This is a genomic window from Psychrobacillus sp. FSL K6-1415 (genome assembly GCF_038003185.1).
In the GTDB taxonomy this organism is placed as follows: Bacteria; Bacillota; Bacilli; order Bacillales_A; family Planococcaceae; genus Psychrobacillus; species Psychrobacillus psychrodurans.
This window is the reverse complement of sequence record NZ_JBBOOQ010000001.1, coordinates 514,993-534,785: the sequence shown is the minus strand read 5'-3', so window position 1 is coordinate 534,785 and position 19,793 is coordinate 514,993. Positions and strand designations below refer to the sequence as shown.

The 19,793-nt window shown below is 35.9% G+C and carries 19 protein-coding genes; 4 read left to right on the top strand and 15 right to left on the bottom strand.

Translation table 11 applies throughout. The annotated features are described in order from the left end of the window. Positions 1-10 precede the first annotated feature (10 nt). The 6 genes from MKY60_RS02610 to MKY60_RS02585 all read right to left on the bottom strand — a co-directional run bounded on the left by MKY60_RS02610 (position 11) and on the right by MKY60_RS02585 (position 7,467). The gene (locus MKY60_RS02610; protein ID WP_340928483.1) at positions 11-2,116 is read right to left on the bottom strand and encodes a BglG family transcription antiterminator; all 2,106 of its coding nucleotides are present in this window, start codon (positions 2,114-2,116) and stop codon (positions 11-13) included. A gap of 71 nt (positions 2,117-2,187) precedes the next feature. Continuing rightward, positions 2,188-3,624 carry a PTS mannitol transporter subunit IICB gene (locus MKY60_RS02605; RefSeq protein WP_340928481.1) on the bottom strand — a complete coding sequence of 479 codons (1,437 nt, stop codon included), beginning with the start codon at positions 3,622-3,624 and terminating at the stop codon, positions 2,188-2,190. A gap of 154 nt (positions 3,625-3,778) precedes the next feature. Next, entirely contained in the window at positions 3,779-4,879 is a 1,101-nt protein-coding gene (locus tag MKY60_RS02600; RefSeq protein ID WP_340928479.1) for a Ger(x)C family spore germination protein, read from the bottom strand. Continuing rightward, the gene (locus MKY60_RS02595; RefSeq protein ID WP_340928476.1) at positions 4,876-5,958 is read right to left on the bottom strand and encodes a GerAB/ArcD/ProY family transporter; all 1,083 of its coding nucleotides are present in this window, start codon (positions 5,956-5,958) and stop codon (positions 4,876-4,878) included. The genes MKY60_RS02600 and MKY60_RS02595 overlap by 4 nt, the downstream gene beginning before the upstream one ends. Before the next feature lie 24 nt (positions 5,959-5,982). Then, a complete protein-coding gene (locus tag MKY60_RS02590; RefSeq protein ID WP_340931062.1) occupies positions 5,983-7,191 on the bottom strand; it encodes a spore germination protein in 1,209 nt (402 codons plus the stop codon). Positions 7,192-7,200: 9 nt separating this feature from the next. Further along, the gene (locus MKY60_RS02585) at positions 7,201-7,467 is read right to left on the bottom strand and encodes a hypothetical protein (protein WP_340928475.1); all 267 of its coding nucleotides are present in this window, start codon (positions 7,465-7,467) and stop codon (positions 7,201-7,203) included. 132 nt (positions 7,468-7,599) lie between these two features. Here MKY60_RS02585 and MKY60_RS02580 point away from each other — a divergent pair, with 132 nt between their 5' ends. Then, entirely contained in the window at positions 7,600-8,445 is an 846-nt protein-coding gene (locus tag MKY60_RS02580; RefSeq protein ID WP_340928473.1) for an EcsC family protein, read from the top strand. Between the two features lie 39 nt (positions 8,446-8,484). On the opposite strand, the gene MKY60_RS02575 is transcribed toward MKY60_RS02580, so the two are convergent. From MKY60_RS02575 to MKY60_RS02555, 5 genes are all read right to left on the bottom strand, one after another. Continuing rightward, on the bottom strand, positions 8,485-8,904 hold the full coding sequence (locus tag MKY60_RS02575; RefSeq protein ID WP_093493554.1) for a pyridoxamine 5'-phosphate oxidase family protein: 420 nt from the start codon (positions 8,902-8,904) through the stop codon (positions 8,485-8,487). A 70-nt stretch (positions 8,905-8,974) separates the two neighbouring features. Continuing rightward, on the bottom strand, positions 8,975-9,847 hold the full coding sequence (locus tag MKY60_RS02570) for a patatin-like phospholipase family protein (RefSeq protein ID WP_090564817.1): 873 nt from the start codon (positions 9,845-9,847) through the stop codon (positions 8,975-8,977). Between the two features lie 185 nt (positions 9,848-10,032). Continuing rightward, positions 10,033-10,212 (bottom strand): hypothetical protein, encoded by a 180-nt coding sequence (locus tag MKY60_RS02565; RefSeq protein WP_241597368.1) that lies wholly within the window; start codon positions 10,210-10,212, stop codon positions 10,033-10,035. A gap of 56 nt (positions 10,213-10,268) precedes the next feature. Further along, on the bottom strand, positions 10,269-11,354 hold the full coding sequence (locus tag MKY60_RS02560; RefSeq protein WP_093493550.1) for a threonine aldolase family protein: 1,086 nt from the start codon (positions 11,352-11,354) through the stop codon (positions 10,269-10,271). A gap of 68 nt (positions 11,355-11,422) precedes the next feature. Further along, positions 11,423-12,139, bottom strand: a complete 717-nt coding sequence (locus MKY60_RS02555) for a gamma-glutamyl-gamma-aminobutyrate hydrolase family protein (RefSeq protein WP_090564823.1) — start codon at positions 12,137-12,139, stop codon at positions 11,423-11,425. Positions 12,140-12,303: 164 nt separating this feature from the next. Between MKY60_RS02555 and MKY60_RS02550 the strand changes: the two genes are divergently transcribed. Then, positions 12,304-13,182 (top strand): SDR family oxidoreductase, encoded by an 879-nt coding sequence (locus MKY60_RS02550; protein WP_445677975.1) that lies wholly within the window; start codon positions 12,304-12,306, stop codon positions 13,180-13,182. A gap of 211 nt (positions 13,183-13,393) precedes the next feature. Further along, the gene (locus MKY60_RS02545) at positions 13,394-13,519 is read left to right on the top strand and encodes a YjcZ family sporulation protein (protein ID WP_093493546.1); all 126 of its coding nucleotides are present in this window, start codon (positions 13,394-13,396) and stop codon (positions 13,517-13,519) included. Positions 13,520-13,715: 196 nt separating this feature from the next. Here MKY60_RS02545 and MKY60_RS02540 read toward each other — a convergent pair whose 3' ends face one another. Both MKY60_RS02540 and MKY60_RS02535 read right to left on the bottom strand, forming a co-directional pair. Then, the gene (locus MKY60_RS02540; RefSeq protein WP_340928471.1) at positions 13,716-14,555 is read right to left on the bottom strand and encodes an aldo/keto reductase; all 840 of its coding nucleotides are present in this window, start codon (positions 14,553-14,555) and stop codon (positions 13,716-13,718) included. A gap of 17 nt (positions 14,556-14,572) precedes the next feature. Further along, positions 14,573-15,763: an MFS transporter gene (locus MKY60_RS02535; RefSeq protein ID WP_340928469.1), complete on the bottom strand. Its 1,191-nt coding sequence runs from the start codon at positions 15,761-15,763 to the stop codon at positions 14,573-14,575. 185 nt (positions 15,764-15,948) lie between these two features. Between MKY60_RS02535 and MKY60_RS02530 the strand changes: the two genes are divergently transcribed. Then, the gene (locus tag MKY60_RS02530) at positions 15,949-16,320 is read left to right on the top strand and encodes a winged helix-turn-helix transcriptional regulator (RefSeq protein WP_090564834.1); all 372 of its coding nucleotides are present in this window, start codon (positions 15,949-15,951) and stop codon (positions 16,318-16,320) included. 138 nt (positions 16,321-16,458) lie between these two features. Here MKY60_RS02530 and MKY60_RS02525 read toward each other — a convergent pair whose 3' ends face one another. Both MKY60_RS02525 and yhbH read right to left on the bottom strand, forming a co-directional pair. Continuing rightward, positions 16,459-17,853 (bottom strand): SpoVR family protein, encoded by a 1,395-nt coding sequence (locus MKY60_RS02525; RefSeq protein WP_241597374.1) that lies wholly within the window; start codon positions 17,851-17,853, stop codon positions 16,459-16,461. After that, entirely contained in the window at positions 17,853-19,010 is a 1,158-nt protein-coding gene (gene yhbH / locus MKY60_RS02520) for a sporulation protein YhbH (RefSeq protein WP_093493539.1), read from the bottom strand. Before yhbH ends, MKY60_RS02525 begins: the two co-directional genes overlap by 1 nt. Between the last annotated feature and the right edge of the window lie 783 nt (positions 19,011-19,793).

Here is a 19,793-nt window from a genome sequence, read left to right as displayed (position 1 = left end):
AACGCCTCCATTAATTTATATTTTCTCTAATAAATGCTTCAAATTCTTCTGCTAAAAATGCTTGAATTTGAGATTCATCTCCTGTTTCAAATAATTGGGTATTTTGTTCATTTTGAATTATTAAGGTACTGATTAAACTCAGCACTTCTAAACCTGCCTTTAGAAATGCTTCAGGTGAAAGTAATACAAGTAGTGTATCCACTTTCATGTCGTTTCCATCCATTCCTTTTGTACGGATGGCCTGTTTAAGTTTGTGAATAGTAAACGATGGTTCTTGAACATATTCGTTACGTGTATGATATAACGCAAGTTTTGTCCCCGGAATACCAATACCACCAATTTTCTCTCTTTCCAATAAAGCTTCTATAACTTTTTCCTTTTCTTCAATGATTTTTCTATCCTCCAACAACACACAAATCTCTTGCATATATTGCTTAACTGTATTTTGTTCTTTTAGTAGACTAAGTTGAAAATTCGTTAAAACCTTTAGCATTACTCCTGTGAACTGATTTAATTTTTCTATTTTTTTCGTTAATATTTCTACAGTTGGATGACTTTCCTTTACTAGTGTTTGAGGTTTCTGGATAAGCATTTTCCTTCTTGCATACAGTTGCACTTGGTTAATCTCTTCGGTTGTTAAAAAAGGGTTAACCATAATATATTCCCTGTGAAAATCCTGCAGGTAAATGGTTGAGATAATAAGGTCCCTATCAGTGATAGTGGTGGTCAACTTATTTAATTCGAATACGGAAATATTCGACACCTCTGATATCTCTTCAATTTCCCGCAATAATCTTGATGCCAGTAATTTAGAAGTTCCAATTCCACTTGAACAAATAATATATGCCTTTAGATCTCCCTTACCTAGTACCCCAATTAAGGCAGATCCAAAATGCATAACCAAATATCCAATTTCTTCATCTGGGATTAATAGCTTTGGAAAAACTTTTCGTGCAGCAGCCTCTACTTGCTCAAACAACTCTTTATAATTCGTTTGAATTTCCTCTAGTAAAGGGTTCACTATACCCATATTTTGCTCTACCCGATAAATCGCAGGTTTTAAATGGGTAACTAATCCTTCAAGAAGGGATTCATTATTTGATAAACGAAAGCTAGTTTGCTTCTCCATTTCCTGAATTAACTTTTTCGCCTTTCTATATAATTCTAAATTGGAGGATTCAACTAATACCCCTTCTTGTTGACGAAGTTTAGATCCTTGAAGATGCATCGTTATATAACCGACTTCTGCTTCTGGTATATCAACTTGGAAACGGTCCATTAACATATTAATAATTTTTTTTGCAATCGGGTATTCTGGTTCAAGCGCTATTTGCTTTAAATATGCTTCATCAATAGTAATATTTTCACCTTGTAAAATACGTTCAATAGCCAAGGCAAGATGAACGATTAACCCCACGTAAGCACTATCTGTCATTGATAAAGAGAAGTCTGGATATAAATCCTTCATAGCCTCTTCAATCATCCCTAACTTTTCTCTATCTACAAGGTGCATTAGCCTTTCCGAAATTGGATCTTCATACTTGCTCGTTTTTTGATGAATCTTTTCTTTAATTAAGGAAAAAAGTCCCTCTTCCTTTAAGGTTTTAGATATTGCGTAACTGATAGCTCTACGCTTTGCATTTTCCGTTCCTGAAAGTTCTACTCCATAACCTCTTTTTTTCAATATCGAAAGCTGGACAGGCTGTAGCTGTTCCTCAAGCTTCATCAAATCTGCACTGACGGTTGAAATCGAAACTCCCAAATCTTTGGAAAGGGAATAGAGTTTGACCGGTTCAGCTGATTCATACAAAATACATAGTATCAATGTTAGCCTTTCCTCTAATGTATATTCCCTTTGCCTGAACTGTTTAAGCTGTTGAACTAATTCTTGCTTTCTTTGTTCATTCCCTATGATTTGAACACCAACTCCTGATTTCCTAATCAGTTCAAGCTCATAGGAATCTAAAATACTCTGAACATTATTTAAATCTCGCTGTACTGTTCGTGAACTCACATCAATTTTTTTAGATAATTCTTTAATCGTTATTTCTTCCTGCTCTACAATTAGTGCTTCAATAATCATCTTTTCTCTGCTCGAAATAAGCATGGTCAACACCTCATTCCTAACGATCCTAAATCATTGGCAAAACTCAGCCTATAAAAATAGGCCGAGTTCCGGATGTGTTTCTATTTTTTTAGTTGTTCAATAAGCTCATCATATTTCGGGCTATTCAAGAAATTCTCTACGGAAATATGATAGGCATTTGGCGATTGTTCCTTTGCACGACTCGTTAAATCCTTATGAGTTACGATTACTTCTGCATCTGACGGAAGATTGCTAATAGCAGTATTCGTTACAGATACATCGAGACCTTCTTTTTTCATTTTGTTTCTTAAAATAGAAGCTCCCATCGCACTTGACCCCATCCCCGCGTCGCAAGCAAAGATAATATGTTTTACATTAGCAAGAGAAGTTTCCTGAACTAAGTTAGCTGTTGTAGTTGGCTGGATAAATTCTGCGGCTCTACTTTCTTTCCCTTTAAGTGAAGAAGTTTTTTCTGTTGCTTTAACTAAATCATCTTCCGCTATATCTTTAGACGTTTTAAGAATAAGAGAAGCAATCAGGAAGGATACTGCAGTAGCGACTACTACAGCCAATATGACTCCTATATGACTTCCTTTTGGAGTTAACGCTAGTATTGAAAATATACTTCCTGGTGAGGGAGCTGCCACTAGACCTGCATTGAATAATTGCAGTGTAAAGATACCAGAAGCTCCACCGGCAATAGCGGCTACAAGTAAAAATGGCTTCATCAAAATATAAGGGAAGTAAATTTCATGAATTCCACCTAGGAAGTGAATAATAACTGCTCCAGGTGCAGTTTGTTTAGCTGCTCCTTTTCCAAAGATCATGAATGCAAGTAAAATACCAAGACCTGGTCCTGGGTTTGACTCCAATAAGAACAGAATCGACTTACCTGCATCCGCAGCTTGCTCAATTCCCAACGGTCCTAATATTCCATGATTAATAGCATTATTTAAGAATAATACTTTGGCTGGTTCTATGAAAATACTTGCAAGTGGTAATAGACCTGCATCAAATATGAATTGAACTCCAGCTGCAAGGAAATCTGTTAATGCATTAACCGCTGGTCCTATTAATTTGTAAGCAACTAATGTTAGGAAACCACCAATAATACCTGCTGAAAAGTTATTCACTAGCATTTCAAAGCCAGCTTTAATTTTACCCTCTACTAGCTTATCAAATTGCTTAATAGCCCAACCACCTAGAGGTCCTACAATCATAGCCCCAAGGAACATCGGGATATCCGCTCCAACGATTACCCCCATCGTTACGGTAGCACCAACTACTCCACCTCGAATACCATGGACAAGTCTACCACCAGTAAAACCAATTAGGATTGGCAGTAAATAGTTGATCATTGGACCGACTAGCTCTGCAAAATCCGCACGTGGCCACCATCCTGTCTCTATAAATAATGCTGTAATAAGACCCCATGCTATGAACGCACCGATATTTGGCATAATCATACCACTTAAAAAGCTACCAAATCGCTGTACTCTAACTTTGAACGCAGATTGTTCTTGTTGTTCTGTACTCATTTTCTCTGTCCCCCTATTTAAATTATTAAGTTATTGTTGTTTACCATATTAAAGCGTTTACATTTAGTATTCAACAAAATGTAAACGCTATCATGTCTTCTTTATTCACGCCAAAATTGAACTTGATTGTTATCATAATTCCGAATCTAACGATTTACTTTAGATTACCTGTACTGATAATAGAAGTTTCTACTTTAACATCTACCTGTAATTTACTAATAATATCAATTGTTTTCTCTTTATCCCATCTACCATGATAATGTTTCCGAAATTCTTCCGCTAAACCAATGGGGTCTACTTCTAATTCTTTCAACTTATCTAGAAATTCTTCGACCTGCTTGGAGGTATGCTTATCTATATCCTCTTCCAATTCAGATAATTTTTCCATACTTTCTAGTTCACCAACTCTATATCCTACATAATCTACAAGAGTTCCTTCCATTTTTAAAGTAATAGATAACTTTGGTGCTTCCATATTTTTGTTACTTTTCATCTTTACCTTATTACTGATTAAATCCAATACAAGCTTATCTTCTTCTCCATCTCCAAGGTCTAAAGCTAGCGGTGCTAGGTTTTTTCTCCCCTGTAGTGCTTGTATAATAAGGGCTTCATCATGTGGTATACTTTCTATCATTTCTTTCCCCTTGAAAATAGCAACCTCTTCTATTTTAATTATCCCATTTTTTTTATCAACTATCGGAACAATAGAATCATGAACTGTACTCGTTTGAGTATATATAAAGTCATGAATATTCGTGTTTGGGTTGAAGGCAGTATTAATACTAGGCTGTAATAGATCATTAATATATAAATTGACATTAGGTTTGTCAGGATAATCGGCCTTTAACACTTCTTCTCCATTTTCCTTTACTATTGCAATTAGTACCTTATTGCCAACTGATGAATCCCGATATAAATGTCGTATCACTTTCCTCATTCTTCCATGCTTTGCAAATTCCTCATTGAAAAGCACTACCCTTAGCTGATTTAAAACAATTTTTTTGTCCGATTGCATTTCGATCTCAACAATCCCTTTAGAAATCATATCAGTAGTCACCGAGAAGAGTTGCGTATTCTCTTTAGCCTCCGGTGAAAATTGTGGTATTGCAACGGTTAATTTCATCATTTCTTCATCAATATAGTCAAATGAGAGTGTACTAACCATTCCAATATCTTCTAAAGGCACTTTCAGCTCTTTATCGGAGCAACCGGTTAACAATATCGTTAAAACGAATAGTATGATACTCTTCTTCATTTTGATTTCACCTGCTTTTTTCTTACTAAATGTATTAGGCATAAAAAAATCGGCCATAGGATTACTATATATTCTATATAAATACTTGCATCAAAAAGCTTCTGTTGAAATTCACGGTTAACTGGGAGCATTATAACCCCAAAAATTGCCGCTGCAATAAAGTATACATGGTATCTACTTTTTTTGGATCTAATGGAATCCAATCCCTTTCTTGCGCTCCACAAGTATACCGATGCCGTCGTTAGTATTAAAGAAACCCAAAACGTAATACCCATGATATCGATTCGTTCTACAAAAGAGAACTCACCTGCTTTAAATAGGTGCAGTACCGAGAATTCAACATGCTCTAACTGCCATTCTGAGTAATACATCACACTCACCAATGTTGTAATAAATACTAAAGAAATTGTAATCCATATTCCAATCATGGCATGTTTAAATGCCTTTTTTTGATCAATTATATATGGAAAATAAAACATAATTAATTCATAGCCAAGAATTGATAAATAGCCTTGCTGCATAGCTTTGAAAAACTCCTTTGAAGTAAAGTTAAACAAAGGAAATATATGACTTAGATCACCTTTTTCAATGCCCCATCTTAAAAAGTACACCATCGGCATTGCTAAAAAAAAAGTTAACGTGCAGAATCGTGCAATTGTTTTAATACCACCGTTCACAATATAAGTAAGAAGTAGAAGCACTAATATTATGGTTACAGTAGTAGTTTGTTCAGGTAACGCAGTGCTTTGTATCAGATTCATATAATTACTAACGACAGCAGAAATCAACAAGGTAAAATGGAGAACTATTAAGACATTAATACCCTTACCCATCCACTTTCCTAATAGTATTTCATTGATACGAAACAAGTTATCCCCTTTATACTGAGAACAAATCCAAACCATAGGCCATATAGTTATAGTTGCTATGATTCCAAAATAGATTGGCATCAGGACCTGACTATAGCCTAAAACACTTAATCTTTGAGGAGCGGAGAGAAGCCCAGTTCCAACCATTGTATTTTGCACTAAAAAAATTACGTGGTATACGCCTAGGACTTTTAAGTTCTTTGGACTCAAGTTCTCCCTCCTCCGTTTAAAATATTATTTCTTGGGCGATTTGGAAATCCCCGATTTCTTAGTCAAATACTTAGTCGGAAATCTAATGATGCCATTCAATAAATCCGTTGCCTTTCTAGGAATAACAGGACTCATATAAGGCTTTCCTAGGGAATCAATTCTTAGTAGATGGACCATTAACCAAGTAAAAGCAATCATTTGCCCAAACAAGCCAAACAATCCGGCAGAAATAATGAAAATATATCGTACAAACCTGCTAGTATTACTAACTAAGAAGATAGGTGGTAAAAAGGAAAGTAATGCGGATGTAGCAACAAGTACAACCAAGATATTACTAATCAGTCCCGCCTCAACAGCTGCAGTTCCAATTACAATACCTCCTACGATACCTATTGTTTGCCCTACTTTAGCCGGCATTCGAGATCCTGCTTCCCTTAGTACTTCAATAATGAGTTCGATAAATAACACTTCAAATAGGGGTGGAAACGGCACCTTAGCTCTAGATTCCTGTAGGTTTAGTAGAAGCTCATAAGGGAGAATTTCTGGATGAAATGTCAAAGCTGATACGTACAATGGAGTGATTGTGATTGTTAAAAAGAACCCAAAAAATCGAAGCATTCTTAGTAAGGAAGCCGTTGTCCAGCGATTATAATAATCCTCTACAGACATGAACATTTCCAAAAAAGTGACTGGGCAAATCATTACAGCAGAACTATTTTCCATAAAAACGACAATTCTTCCATCATGCAAATAGCCACTTACTGTATCTGGACGCACCGTTAAATAGTACTGCGGAAAAGGAGATAGAGGATTATCCTCTATAAGTTGTTTGAGAATTGTGACATCCGTATAAGCCGGGTGATCTAACTTTTCAATTCTTTCTTTCAAAACTTCTAGGTTATCTTTGTTTACAATGCCATCCATATAAACTACGGAAATTTTTGTATCCGTTTCAGTTCCTATTGTAAATGTTTCATTTTTCAGCATCGGACTTTTAATACGTCTCTTTACTAAAGAGATATTCGTTTCCAACGATTCTGTAAAAGCATCCTGCGGACCTATTACGGTAGATTCTACCTCTGTGTTTGTGATAGAACGGGTTGGTGCGCTGTATGTATCAATACTAAGTAATTGAAAGGTCTTGTGAAAAAACAAAATGGTTTGTCCAGTGATCACCTTTTTAGTTATCTCTTGTATATCCGTATCCTCAATAGAATCTGAAACCTGATGTATCTGATGGATTTAGTTTGTGAGAGGAATGAAAACCATCGTTTGTATCGTCATCTTTTCTACTAATGAATTAGAATATATAACTGTAACTACACCTTCATCTGTAGCAATTTTTTTAAACATAATATCATCTATCTCAGATGTCTGTTTTCTAATATTTTCCAGTCTTTCTGTAACTTGGTCCTTTAGTTCATTTGTTGGTTCTTCGTGCTCTATTTTTGTCGTTTTCTTTTGGGATGTACCACTTAAAGTGGCACGCACTAACCTCCCTATTTTCACAAGAACCACTCTCCTACTTAAAGATTTCCTTAGTTTGCCACCCCTTTCATTAATTATGTATTTTAAACAGTAGAAAATGATAGAATGAAACTATTTTGATGAATGGACGTATTAGTAAAAAGAGGTGATTTAATGATGTTAGATTCACAAGAATGGTTACATACTGAGTTAATAAAAGTAGAAGCTTGGGAGAAAGATCAGGGTGACCTATGGTTTTGGGAGAAAATCGGTAGATTGCCTTTTAAAATAATGGATAAATGGACTCCAAAATTTATTCAATCAAAAATGGGATCGTTAATCGATGAGCTTGGACAATATGTCCAAACAGGTGGCAGCTATTTAAGTTCAACATCGAAGATCAGATCATATTATCCAACCATGGGAATTGAAAATATAGAAGAAGTCAACCGATTACCCATTGCTACTATGGACAATGCAGTAACAGGAATAGCGAAAAATAGAAAAAACCTAGCTACCGTTCAAGGTGCCGGGACAGGTATTGGAGGTATCTTTACATTATCCATTGATATCCCTTTCCTATTAGGTCTACAGCTGAAAACGTTACAGGATATTGCCATTTGTTATGGTTATGATCCGAATGACAAAAAGGAAAGATTATTTATTATCAAATCTCTTCAATTTATTTCCTCAGATATTGTCGGAAAACAAGCTATTTTATCTCAGCTATCTAAGTTTGACAAACAAGATGAAGAGACAAAGCGAGAGGTATTATCGGAGATACAGGGCTGGCGTGAAGTGGTATTGTCTTATAGAGACCAGTTTGGCTGGAAAAAGCTATTTCAAATGATTCCAATTGCAGGTCTTGTTTTTGGGGCTTTTATTAACCGTTCAGCAATCCATGATATTGCTGAGGCTGGAATGATGCTTTATCGTAAAAGAAGAATTATAGAGAGATTAAACGAAGAAAGTAGTGATCTTATGCTAGATACTTTTAAAATCAGCAGTAAAGAGACCTAACTTAACATCAGAAAGGTCTCCGAAATACAGAGAAGGACTTTAGAGTTCTACAACTTGAGGTTCTTCTCCTTTTGTATTCATCACTCGGATTTTTGTAGGCGTAACTTTTAAGATTAACAAATCTGGATCTTCAGGACCTTCAAACCAACCTTTTAGCGCTTTGTTCCATACTTTTTCTTTCATTGCTTCATCATCTGATTCGATGACAGTCCCCTCAATTTCTAAAAAGCTGTCGCCAAACCCATGCCCATCATAGCCTAATAGTATATGTGTATTGGGATTTTGCTTAAGTTCTTCCGCTTTATGTGTTTTTTTACTTGTTGCTGTATACAGAGTAAGGTTATCGTTAAAAAAAGTCATATATCGGGAATGTGGTTTATTCTGTTGTACTGTCGCCATCGTACCAACCATATTTTTCTCTAAAATTTTTAGTGCTTCTTCTTTTGCATTATTTGCCATGAATGATCCTCTCCTTCGATTGTATCCTCTTTCTTATTATTCCTTTGTCTGCTCGAATTAAACATTTTACTTACCACGTTTTTAAAAATTGAGTGGCACGATTTCTACCCTTTTCTAGTAATTCGTGTTTTATTTCATCGCTCAAATCAAACTGTGTTGCCTCGTAATCCTCCACTGGAATAAAAATTATGTTCTTTTCAATTTTCCGTGAAATATATCTTTCGTCGTGGGCATTTTTCATTGTTGAGAATAGTGCTTCAAATAAATTTAATCCATTTTTTATTTTGCGAGGTTCCCTGTCTTCTGATTTGCTACTTAGTTTTAAGCCTAGTATCGGTCTCTCTTTGTTACCATTGTCAAAAATCCACATAGGAAAATTACTTAACACACCACCATCGACAATAATCGTATCAGATGAAGTAACTTTTAATTTAACGGGTTCAAAGAAAAATGGGATTCCGCAGCTCATACGGAGAGCTCGCGCTATCGGAAAACTAGATGCTGATATCCCATAACGCTCTAAATCATCAGGAATTACCATTATTTTACCGTTCGTAAGGTCTGAAGCTACTAACTTTAGTGAACCTTGCTCGATGTCTGAAAAGGTATATACTCCTTTCAAAGCAAGCTTTTCTAGAAACCAGTTTTCGAGTGCCTTTCCTTGATATAATCCTAGCCGCCAATATAGATTTATCCACTTCATTAATGGAAATGGCAGAATTGTATTCCGAGGATCTAAAAGCGCTAATGTATCTAGTTCGTTCAATAATTCTTCTATTTCTTTACTAGTAAAACCAGCCGCAATGAAACTAGCAAGAATCGCTCCTGCACTAGTGCCAGCTACTCGCTTGAATTTATATCCTTTTTCCTCTAATACTTGATGGGCACCAACCAATGCAAAGCCCTTAAGTCCACCTCCTGAAAAAACTCCATCTATTAACAAATGAACATCCCCTTTTTTCTAGCTGTTGTTACACTGTAAGAAACAAAGGGGAAAAATAGAACTCCAAAAGTTGATTTTGTTTTCATAGTAAAATTAAAGAATGATATATTTTATAAAAATAAAAAAAACCATATACAAAACAATTCTATCGTTTTGTATATGGGTTTATTAAAACTTCAATTCTTTTAACATTCGTTATTATTTTTATTGCGATTGGCATTGGTTTTATTTTCGTTATTATTTTTTTTCTGAGCATTATTGTTTTGTACGTAGACATCTAAATCATCTGGACTGACATCATATCCGAATCCATATTCTTCACGGTCTAATGAGTTACTCTTGTTACTGTTATTTTTCTTCGACATGAAATTTCACCTCCATGAAGAATAACTTGTGTAAGTTATTAGGTTTTATTCATCAATTATTTAAGCTTAACTTGAAGTAATTGAAACACTTCTTCTAATTTATCTTTTGGTATGGAATTGTATTGATCTCCAATACTCACCTCAAAACTATAAGTAGATTGGTTTGTCTCTTTGAGATAACTAGTCAAACCTACTCCAGTTTTGTAGTAAACTTCTTTAAGTACTGCTTCTAACTGCTCCTTTGGTCGAGTTATGTGTACATGGAACATGTTAGATACGGGAACAGTAGGTTTAGTTTGGATGGAAGGGCATGAATTAAATAGCATCGCTAACTCTATTGCATTTTCATAGTATAGCTCCATTTTTGATATTCTCTTATCAAAGTAATAACTAGAGCTTAAGATATACGGATACAGACTTATTAAATCTCCACCATGACGACGCTTCCAGACTTTCGATTGTTGTGTAAACTCTTTGTCTCCTGCAAGAATAGCTCCGGCTAGTCCTCCAATTCCTTTATAAAACGAAATATACACACTATCAAAAAGACCACAAATTTCGGCTGCAGATTTCTGATAATACGGAAGAATTTCAAAAAGTCTTGCTCCGTCTAAATGCAATCGAATCCCGTTTGCTTTACAATACTCGGAGATTTCTACAATAGTTTTGTAGTCAGGGAGCTGTCCCCCAATTTCTCGCTGAGGCAGTTCTAATAATAGACAGGCTATATCTTGATCTAAATTCAGGACATCCTCTAATCCTATTAAGCCTGCTTCATCACCAAGTAAAACTGTATCAATATGATGCAATTCCTTTAAACCATCTTCTTCATGTATTTCTAAATGGCTTAGTGGATGGTACGCTACTTTCTTAACCCCTTTTTCGTCGCACCAAATTCGTAAGGCTATTTGTTGAGCCATTGTACCACTTGGGAAGAATACGGCAGACTCTTTTCCTAAATACGTAGCCATTTTCTCTTGAAAAGACTCAATGATTTGTCCTTTTCCGTATATATCGCTTTCTTGCTGTCCATCTACCTGTTCAAAGACTTCTTTTATAACTTGCATATTTCTTTTTCCATTTCCAGCTACTTGATACTGAGTTTGTTTAAACGCTTCCACTAAAGAAATACTTTCAGTCATATTCTCTGCCTCCTGATATTTAGGAATTATCTATTTATTTTAACACTCCAAGAGGCAAATTATTGGTATTATTTATTCTTGCGTTCTATAGCTGCATCTATATAGGCTTTAAAAATACGCTTTGAAGGCTCGTCACCATCAATAGCAAATTCTTCTGGGTGCCATTGAAAGCCAAATACGAAACTATGGTCCTTACTTTCTAGACATTCAATGATTCCATCTGCTGCTTTTGCAATTATTTCTAAACCTCTGCCTACTTTATTGACTGCTTGGTGATGAAATGAATTTACTTTAAATTCTTCTTCCTGCAGAAAATCGTAAAGTCGGTTATCCTTTTTCAGTTTTACAGGATGCGATCTATGCGTTCGAATTGCCTTTTGTAAATGTTGCATTACTGGTTCTTCCCGCTGTGAATGAATGGATTGGTAAAGCGATCCGCCCTGTACAATATTTAACATATGTAAACCACGACATACCCCAATATAAGGTTTATCTAAATCCAACATTTTTTGAATAAGCTTATATTCCATTTCGTCTAATTGGGGTGTAATCTGCTTTAAGTGCACATGAGGAACTTCGTTGTAATAACCTGGATCAATATCCTCTCCTCCTGTAACAAAAAGTCCATCTAACCGTATACTCAATTCATCTATGTCTTCCTCTGGTACTAGAGGGATTAATATTGGAATTCCGCCGGCTTGTATAATCGCATTTGCATAAACTGGCGGCATAAAATAACATCCATCCTCAAGAACTTCTGTTGTGATCCCTATTATTGGTTTCATTTATTTTCTCTCTCTTCTCTTTTCATAAGTATATTCTTTCTATATATACCCACTTATAAATTTCCAGAAACGTAACGGACTATTCGGACAAATGAAGAGTTTTACGTTTGTTTTTATGTATCTAGGGAATAAATGTAACAATCAAGTTAAAGGAGGAATTCATAATGGCAGATAAATATGAAGAACTAGACAAAAAAGTTCTAGGTCAAACACAGCAACAGCAACCAGGTATCGAAGAGGAAATGACTCCACAGCCTATTTTTGATGACCAAAATTATAAAGGATCAGGCAAATTAACTGGAAAAGTTGCCTTAGTTACAGGTGGAGATAGTGGAATAGGACGCGCAGTTTCTGTTGCATTTGCTAAGGAAGGTGCAAATGTTGCTATTGTCTATTTAGATGAAAATGAGCAACAAGATGCAGAAAAAACTACAACGCTTATAGAAAAGTATGGTGGAAAAGCATTAGCAATCAAAACCGATTTGAGCGATGATGAAAACTGTCAACAAGCAGTGGAGCAAGTGATTCAGGAATTTGGGCAACTGAATGTGTTAGTTAATAATGCTGGTAAGCAGTTCCCAACACAGGATTTTCTAGCAATCTCACCAGACCAATTGCAAGAAACCTTCTCAACTAATATTTTTTCCATGTTTTACTTATCCCAAGCTGCACTTCCACATATGAAAAAAGGCGATACTATCATCAATACTTCTTCTATCACAGCCTACAATGGTTCACCTGAGCTAATCGATTACTCTGCCACAAAAGGAGCAATAACCACCTTCACGCGTTCCTTGGCATTGAACTTAATCGAAAAAGGTATTAGGGTAAACGCAGTGGCACCTGGTCCTATTTGGACGCCACTTATACCCGCTACATTTGATAAAGAGAAAGTGAAAAAGCATGGTGCAAATACGCCAATCGGTCGTCGTGGACAGCCTGCGGAAAATGCACCATCTTATGTATTTTTAGCATCCACTGATTCCAGTTATATGACCGGCCAAACGATTCATGTAGATGGTGGAGATTTTGTAGGGTCTTAATTAGGAATTTTAAATTCAGCGCTGATATTAGCTGTTGATTGTAAAATAAAGAATATGCTCAGAGTTTTTTCTCTGAGCATATTCTTCTTTATTTTACACATCTATAATTACAGTTCATTTATTTCCAAATATTTTTTTACCTTGAAGCCCTGATATTATTTAAATTTATTAATACTCTAATAATATCTTAAAGAAAGAAGGGATGATTAATATGTCAGGAAATGATGGTGTTAGTGGATACGGTTATGGTTCTGGTTTTACTCTGATTGTCGTGTTATTTATTTTGCTTATTATTGTGGGAGCTGCTTTTGTTGATGGTTACGGTGGCGGTTACTAATTCGAATAGTTGCAAATCGCAAATTAGTTGCTTCAAATCGCTAGATGCACCTATTAAACCGCAAGTAGAGGACTTCAAATCGCTATTTCCACTTGGATAATCGCAAGATGTTTAACTAAATCAACTATAATTGTATATGCAAAAGACGAGATTCTATAAAGGAAGAATCTCGTTTTTTATTGCAAATTATATTAAATTAAAAATCAAAGTTATCTGGATCTGGCCCTACTCGGTGATTTTTATTCAATTGATTAATTTGATCCATGTCCTCTTTTGTTAACTCAAAATCAAACACCTCTGTATTTTCTATAATGCGATGTTCTATCGTAGATTTTGGAATTGTAATAACATCGTTTTGGAGGTCCCAGCGCACAATAACTTGAGCTACAGTCTTTCCATGCCTAGATGCTATTTTTTGAAGTTCTTCATTATCAAGCAACTGTCCCGCCATTAATGGAGACCACGCCTCTAATTGAATGTTTTGTTCCTTACAGAATTTTTGTAACTCTTTTTGTATCAAACGCGGATGATACTCCACTTGGTTTACCATAGGATTAATTTCAGCATCCATCATTAACTCCTCTAGGTGGTGGATTTGAAAATTACTTACACCAATCGCTTTTACACGCCCCTCCTTGTAAAGTGTTTCTAGAGCTTTCCATGCTTCTTTAAATTTGCCTTCTACCGGCCAATGAATTAAGTATAAATCTAAATATTCTAGACCAAGTTTTGCCAAGCTTTCTTCATAGGCAGCAATCGTTTCTTCATAACCCAACTCGGAGTTCCATACTTTCGAGGTTATAAAAAGCTCCTCTCTAGCAACATTTCCTTCTTCTATACCTTTTCGGATTCCTTGTCCCACTCCGACTTCATTTCCATAAATGGCTGCTGTATCGAAGCTACGGTATCCATGTTTAATAGCAATTTTCACTGCGTCTATTAATTCTTGTCCATCCTCAACTCTAAATACCCCGAGTCCTAACAAAGGCATTTCTACACCATTGTGTAATGTTTTTGTAGATTTTAAATTTTTCATTTTTAATTCCTCCAATATTAATTATTGTGTTGGTCTTTTCTCTCTAGCATTCGACTAATACCGGTTAAGATAGCTGCAAGCATAACCATTATCGCTCCAATCCAAGCAGTGTGGATGAGGCCGAGAGAAGCAGCAACAAATCCTCCTAAATAAGATCCAACCGCAATACCAGCGTTAAAAGCAGCTATATTCATTGCAGAAGCAACGTCAACTGCACTTGGTACAAATCGCTCTGCTAGCATTACTACATATACTTGCAGTCCTGGAACATTCATAAATGCAAATAACCCCATTAAAATGATGGTTATTAACCCTGCTACTTTAAAAGGAGCTGTAAATGTTAATAGAAACAGTACAATTGCTTGTATTATAAACATATAAAAGAGTGAGCCAATCGGGTTTTTATCCGAAAGCTTCCCGCCAATCATATTTCCAATTGCAATTGCAATCCCATAAATAAGTAAAATTACTGCGATAGTTCCTTGTTTGAATCCCGTTACAGACTGTAGTAATGGTGATAAATACGTGAACACGACAAATGTCCCTCCATAACCAAGTGCTGTAATTATTAAAACCAATAATAATCTACCATTTGTAACAAGCTTTACTTGATCTTTTAACGAGGTCCGTGTGCCTTTCCGTAAATCAGATGGAATAAGTATGCTATTTGCTATAAATCCTACTATTCCTATAACGACAATTGCCACAAAAGCGAAACGCCAACCGAACTGTTGCCCAAGGAAAGTACCAAAAGGGACACCTGTAATAGTTGCCACGGTTAATCCTGTAAACATTATAGAAATTGCACTTGCTCTTTTATCTTCTGGCACTAAGTCAGCAGCTATTGTCGAACCGATGGACATAAAAACACCATGTGAAAATGCAGAAATGATACGTGCAATTAAAAGCACTGTTACACTAGTTGCTCCAGCAGCAATTCCATTACCTATAATAAAAACTATCATTATCCATAGTAGTAAGGATTTACGTGGCATCCTAGAAGTAAGTGATGTTAATACTGGTGCACCTATTGTTACACCTAGCGCATATAAGGAAACGGTTAGTCCAGCTGTAGTTAGTGATATATCCAAATCGTTTGATATTAGCGGTAACAATCCAACACTAACAAATTCTGTCGTTCCTATTGCAAATGCGCTTACTGCTAATGCTAGTAATGCAAAATTACTTCTTTTTTTATCTGAAGTCATTATTTCTCGACCTTTCTTTCGAATTCTGTATAAATATAGTCCATGAGACCAAAACATATTGTAATTCTGCCGGCAAATGTTATTATGGTTCATAGTCACCCAAAAGAAAAGTACGCACTTTAAAGTAATATAGGCACCATAAAGTTATATAGATACTTTTTAGTACCTATAAAAGGAGAAATAGTATGAAACAAAAGAAGTATAATATATCTGTAGAAGCAACATTGGAAGTTATTGGTGGTAAGTGGAAATGTGTCATATTATGTCATTTAACACACGGAAAAAAGCGAACGAGTGAATTGAAAAGACTTATGCCAGACATCACTCAGAAGATGTTGACACAACAACTAAGAGAATTAGAGGAAGATGGTGTTATAAACAGAATTGTCTATAACCAAGTACCACCCAAAGTAGAATATGAACTGAGCGAATATGGTTCAAGCCTTGAAAGTATATTAAGTGCGCTCTGTACATGGGGAGAAGTGCATATTACAAAAGTGTATGGAGATAAATTTTCTGTATTAGAGAATAGCATCTTGAACGAAAACTTGAAATAAAAATGCAAAGCACCCTTCTCTAACGTGAATATTGCGTCCAAGTGGAGAATCGCAGACCCTTTGCAGAAAGCAGCCTTCTGATTTTAAAATTTTTCTTATAAAAACGAGATTCTCTATATAGAGAATCTCGTTTTTATCTTACATATTCATTTTAGATACTTTTTTTCCATCAAATGTATATAAAACCTGTTTTCCATCTACTACAGTTTCCATATGAATTGTTCGCCCCCATAATTGATGAATATATGGGAGAACATTTTCCAAATAGTGAGGGTCTAGTTCTGTACCTTCATAGCCATGATGTAAATACAACTCTCCAAGCCTCATATAGTCCCCATTTTCTACTACAATATAAGGAAAGCTTCCATTCACTCGCATCGACACGAGCTGATCACGGACATTTTCATAATCCTTATCTGTTATTTCATAGTTGCCATTCTTTTTCTCAAATAAATATAAGTCTTCCTTTTTTACTAAGTCCTTAGTTAAGTAATTTCGAATAAAAGAAATGTCTGATTCTATTTCTCTTACTTCAAACATTTTTTCTCTGCCGGAATTAGGTTCAATTCCTAACTCCTTCATTTCTTTTGTTGGATTATTATATCTCAATTCTATATCCTCGAAAATTTTCACACCTAAATAATATGGATTAATGCCAGTTTTGGAAGGTTGAACGACATTCGCATTCAATTTGGCAAATTCGATTGTTTCATCACTCGTTAAATCCATTTCTCTTAGTATTCGTTGGTGCCAATAGGAAGCCCAGCCCTCGTTCATAATTTTTGTTTCCAATTGTGGCCAAAAATAGAGCATTTCCTCTCGCATCATTGTTAAAATATCTCGTTGCCACTCCTCTAACTCACTGCTGTATTCCTCTATAAAAAGGAGTAGGTCTTTTTCGGGTTTTGGAGGAAATTTTTTTCTATTAGGAAGAACCAATCTTGTTTTATTTTCTCGACTATCCAAATTCCATAAATCATCATAATCTGTTTTTTTTACGACCTCTTCTTCTCCCTCATCCTCATAAACTGGTAATTTAGGTCTCATAATGGATGGGTCGATGTGCTCTTGGATAGCTAATACGGCGTCTAAAAAGCTTTCAACCTCTTCTTTTCCATAAAGCATTTCATATGCTGCAATTCGTTCGGCGGTCGCTGTCATACTTTCCACCATATCTCTTCGTGTATTCGAGAAACGAACATTATGTTTGAAGAAGTCACAATGAGCGAGTACATGTGCAATAATAAGCTTATTTTGTATAAGACTATTTGTGTCCAATAAAAATGCATAGCAAGGATCTGAATTAATTACTAATTCATAAATTTGGCTTAGTCCAAAATCATATTGCATTTTCATCTTATGAAATTGTTTTCCAAAACTCCAATGGGCAAAACGTGTAGGCATGCCGTACGCACCGAATGTATAAATGATATCCGCGGGGCATATTTCGTACCTCATCGGATACGTATCGAGGCCGAATGCTGTGGCAATTTCGGTAATTTCCCCAATGGCATGTTGTAGTTTTCTCTCCATTACTTGACTCCCTTTTGAAAAATACTCTTCAGTGCTTCATAAACGTCTTGATTTTCTTTCAATACATAGTACCTAAACTTTGGATTTTCAATTTTTTTATAGGTGTTCATTAATGTGGAATATCTACTATGGGCGTTTACCTCACCGTAGCCAAAAATACTGGATACTTCCATTAGTTCGTTCACTAGTTGAATACACTTGGCATTATCACTCGTCATATTTTCACCATCCGAAAAATGAACAGGATATATATTATAACGAGAGGGACTATACTTCTCTTGAATAAGCTCTAGTGCTTTCATGTATGCCGAGGAGCAAATCGTACCACCACTTTCTCCTTTTGAAAAAAACGCTTCTTCCGTTACAACCTTTGCTTCTGTATGGTGGGCAATAAATTCAATTTCCACCGTTTCATACTGGGAGCGTAAAAACCTTGTCATCCAGAAGAAAAAGCTTCTTGCACAATACTTTTCAAAATTCCCCATCGATCCACTTGTATCCATCATCGCTAAAACTACCGCTTTTGACTCTGGTTTTACTACTTCATCCCATGTTTTAAAGCGCAAGTCATCTTGGTGAATAGGCATTATCTCTGCCTTCCCTTTCATTGCATTTCGCTTAATAGCGGTCATGATAGTTCGCTTTTTATCAATATTGCCCATTAGACCTTTTTTTCGTATATCATTGAACGTAATATGTTCGGTTGTAATTTCTGCCTGTTCCTTTTCTTCTAAATTAGGGAGCTCCATTTGGTTGAAAAGCTCTGTCTCTATTTCTCCAATAGATATCTCTGCTTCATAGTAATCTTGACCTGCTTGATCACCAGCTTGTTTCCCTTGCCCTGCTTTTCCTTGTTCATCACCTGAACCTTTTGCAATAACATCTCCTACTTGACTATCCCCATCACCTTGCCCAACATGCTTTGATGAATCATAGTTATACCTAATTTTATATTCATCTAGTGAGCGAATCGGGATTTTAATGACTTCTCGTCCATTAGACATAATGATATTTTCTTCACTGATTAAATCGGGCAAGTTGTTTTGAATCGCTTCCTTTACTTTCTCCATATGCCGCTGTTGGTCTTGGTGTCCCTTTCGATGCAAAGACCAGTTTTCCTGAGAAACGACAAATTGTTTTGCTTCTTTATTCTCCATTTTTCTCAACACCTACCTATTTTTTATCATATGCCCGTTTGTCATTCTTATTGCAGATGTAAACGAAAAATAAACTGATAAGAAAAAAGGCATCCAAATACCGAATAATCGGTTTTGGAATTGCCTTTTTTAAAAGAAGAAGAATAGTTGGGTAAAAGACATGCCTGGTCCTTTAAGAACAGAAACGTAGATATGCCGTTGATTGTAGCGAAGGGCGGACGCTTTCCGTGGTCACGGCTTCAGTCGCTTCGCTTGCTCCTGCGCAAAAAAGATTTTCGCTACCGCTCAGTACAGGGTCTTCCGCTCGCGCTGTTCCCACTAGTGTCGCCACTCTGCTTTCCAATCAACTAGGTCCACTTTATATAAAATGAATAGTTGGATATAAAACCACCTAAAAGAATCAATTTCATAAAGAATATTATATAGTTAAATCCGAACAACGCTGATTTCCGCTCTAGGCGGACGCTTTCCGCGGGCACGGCTTCAATCTCCTCGTCACTACGAAAACATATGCTCCTGCGGTTACTCGTCGCAAAGACATTGGTCAAGCAGAGTTTGACCAATGTCTTCCCTACGGGGCTTTCAGCTCGCGCTGTTCCCGCTGGAGTCGCCGCCTGCCACTCCAATCAACAGGATTGCTTTTAAAAAAACGAATAATATATTCGATATTAAGTAAACATTCGTATTTTTAAATGAAACAAGTAATTATGAAATCGACTCAAATATACATGTTCTATCTTCAAATAAGTAAAAATGAAATGGGCTCAGATACAAGAAAATCCA